This window comes from Streptomyces sp. IBSBF 3136 (assembly GCF_036815105.1).
Lineage (GTDB): Bacteria > Actinomycetota > Actinomycetes > Streptomycetales > Streptomycetaceae > Streptomyces.
Genome location: NZ_JAJSZC010000415.1, coordinates 1 through 2,852, shown reverse-complemented (window position 1 = coordinate 2,852; position 2,852 = coordinate 1). Strand labels below are relative to the sequence as shown.

3 protein-coding genes are annotated in these 2,852 nt (G+C 75.1%); 2 read left to right on the top strand and 1 reads right to left on the bottom strand.

Translation table 11 applies throughout. The features are described from left to right. Positions 1–877 (bottom strand): NAD-binding protein (locus V7E45_RS39705; RefSeq protein ID WP_333779157.1); only part of this gene is annotated, 877 nt, incomplete at its 3' end. A 175-nt stretch (positions 878–1,052) separates the two neighbouring features. Between V7E45_RS39705 and V7E45_RS39700 the strand changes: the two genes are divergently transcribed. Together V7E45_RS39700 and V7E45_RS39695 are read left to right on the top strand one after the other, a co-directional pair. Beyond that, complete coding sequence (locus V7E45_RS39700; RefSeq protein WP_333779156.1) at positions 1,053–2,078, top strand: permease; 1,026 nt, start codon at positions 1,053–1,055, stop codon at positions 2,076–2,078. Next, the gene (locus tag V7E45_RS39695) at positions 2,075–2,797 is read left to right on the top strand and encodes a TIGR03943 family putative permease subunit (protein WP_333779155.1); all 723 of its coding nucleotides are present in this window, start codon (positions 2,075–2,077) and stop codon (positions 2,795–2,797) included. The genes V7E45_RS39700 and V7E45_RS39695 overlap by 4 nt, the downstream gene beginning before the upstream one ends. The last annotated feature ends 55 nt before the right edge of the window (positions 2,798–2,852 follow it).

Genomic DNA, 2,852 nt, shown 5'->3' with positions numbered 1-2,852 from the left:
GCCCCGTCGTGGCCGTCGCCGCCCCCCCCGACGCGGCCGACACCTGCTCCAGCACCGCCGCGGCCCGCCCCCCCGCCCGCCGTACCTCCTCGTCGTCCGGCAGCAGCCGCGGCTCCTGCTCCGCGCCGCCCCCGGATCCGTCCGCCCCGGCGGTCCCCGGCCCGGCCGGCGAGAGCAGGGCGAGCGTGCACAGTCCCCCGGCGGTCTGCCCGCTCGCGGACGGCGGCCGCTCCACGGCCCGCAGCAGCAGACTGTCGGTCTGGACGACCTTGGTGGTACCCGCGACGGCGGCGGCCGCCAGCGCGGGCGCGGCGGTGTGGGCGTCGGACAGCACGGTCGTGGACGCCTCCGCGTCACCCGCCGATCCCTCGCCGAGCGCCAACGCGGCCGCCTGATCGAGAAGTTCCTCGATGTGCTGGCCCAACCGGCGGTTGTAGAGCCGCAGTACGAGCCGCAGGCGCGGGTTGAGCCTTCGCGCGGTCAGCGCGGCCCGGATGTTGGTCTCGTCGTCGTCATGGACGAGCGCCAGCGCGGCGGCCCGCTCCACCCCGGCCTCGGCGAGCACGGCCTCCGTGAGCTCGGCCGCCTCCAGCACCCGTTCTCCGTCGGCCCGGTTGCCGTTGCCACCGCTGCCGCCGGTCCCCGCCGTGCCGTTGCCGCCGTTGGCCCCGTTCCCCCCATTGCCTCCGCCGCGGCCGACGGCGGCGCTGACCACGCGGTCGAGCAGCGCGGCCGAGGCAGCACGGGCGCGCCCCACCACCGGGGGCCGCGCCGTGCGCCCGTCGGGCGGCACCACGAGGGTGACCCGCTCCCCGTGCACACCACGCAACTCGGCGGCCAGCCGGTACGCGAGGCCGTCGTCGCCGCACACCACCATGTGCGCCGGCGCGTCACCGGACCCGCCCTGATACGGAACGCTCGCCACGAGGGGAAAGACTGCCCCAAGAGGTCCGTCGGTTCCAGCAATGAGGTGAACACCCCCGCCCCCGGCCGCGTACCGCAGGGGACGGGAGACGGAGCAAGCGGGAGCACACAGCCGGAGGTACCCACCCGTGGCCATCACCGAAGAAGCCCCGCCCGGCGCGCCCGGGCGCGGCCCGGCACACCCGCCGGACGCAGGCCGTGAAGGGCGGCACCTCAGTTCCCCGCTGGTCCTGACCATGATCCTGCTGCTGGCGGTGCTCGCCCAGTCCCCGATCAGGGGGCTGCTCGGCACCCCCCTGATGCAGAGCTGGATGACGGTGTTCGTGGCCGTGACCGTCCAGGCGCTGCCCTTCCTCGTGCTGGGCGTCCTGCTCTCGGCGGCGATCGCGGTCTTCGTGCCCCCGTCCTTCTTCGCCCGTGCGCTGCCGAGCCGACCCGCCCTGGCGGTGCCGGTGGCCGGGATCGCGGGCGCGGTGCTGCCCGGCTGCGAGTGCGCCTCCGTCCCGGTGGCCGGGGCGCTGGTGCGCCGGGGGGTGACCCCGGCGGCCGCCATCGCCTTCCTGCTCTCCGCCCCGGCGATCAACCCGGTCGTCCTGACCGCCACGGCCGTCGCCTTCCCCCGCGACCCGGAGATGGTCGTGGGCCGGCTCCTCGGCGGCCTCCTCGTGGCCTGCGCGATGGGCTGGCTGTGGCAGCGCCTGGGCCGCACGGACTGGCTGCGGCCGCCGGCCCACGGCTCGCACGAGGGCGCCACCAAGGGCGAGGCGTTCTGGAACTCGGTCCGCCACGACACCGTGCACGCGGGCGGCTTCCTGGTCCTGGGCGCGATGGCCGCGGCCACGCTGAAGGCGGTGGTACCGGCGACCTGGCTGCGCACCGCGGCCGACAACCCTCTCGTCTCCGTCCTCGCCCTCGCCGTGCTCGCCGTGCTCCTGTCCATCTGCTCGGAGGCGGACGCGTTCGTCGCGGCCTCCCTCACCCAGTTCTCCCTGACGGCCAAACTGGTGTTCCTGGTGGTGGGCCCCATGATCGACCTCAAGCTCTTCGCCATGCAGGCGGGCACCTTCGGCCGTTCCTTCGCGCTCCGCTTCGCGCCCGCCACCTTCGTGGTGGCCATCGCGGGCGCGGTCCTGACCGGGGCGGTGCTCCTGTGAACCGCCAGGCCCAGACGGCGGTCATGTTCCTGCTCGGCGCCGCCCTGCTGCACGCGGGCGCCACCGACCTGTACCTGCGTTACGTCAAGGCGGCCCTGCAGCCGCTGCTGCTCGCGTCGGGCGCGGTGCTGATCGCGGCCGCCGTGGCGACGGTCTGGTACGAGCGCGGACGCGCCCGCGCGGCGCACGGCACCGAAGAGGCCCACGCCCACCCCGAGCCCCGCATCTCCTGGCTGCTCGTGCTGCCGCTCCTCTCCCTCATCCTCGTCGCCCCGCCCGCGCTGGGTTCCTACAGCGCGCTGCGCAGCGGAACAGCCCTGCAACAGCCGTACGGCTACGGGAAGCTGTCGAAGTCCGACCCGGTGCCGCTCAGCGTGGTCGACTACGCGTCCCGCGCGGCCTACGGCCGCGGGAGCTCCCTGCACGGCCGCCCCGTCCGGGTCACCGGCTTCCTCGCCCTGGACCGCGGCGGCGCGCCTTACCTGGTCCGCATGGCCCTCAACTGCTGTGCGGCGGACGCCCAGCCGGTGAAGATCGCACTGATCGGCAAGCTGCCGCCGGTCCTGCGGCCGGACGCCTGGCTGGAGATCACCGGCACCTACCGCCCCGGCCTGATGCGCGACCCGGTCAACAACGGCCCGATCCCGTACCTGAAAGTCGTCTCGGCCCGGCCCGTACCGACCCCGCACGACCCGTACGACGAGACCTGGAACAACTGAGCCGATACGAGCGGGGGTCGGCGCGAGCCGGTGCGACCGGGGGGGACCCGGGGGA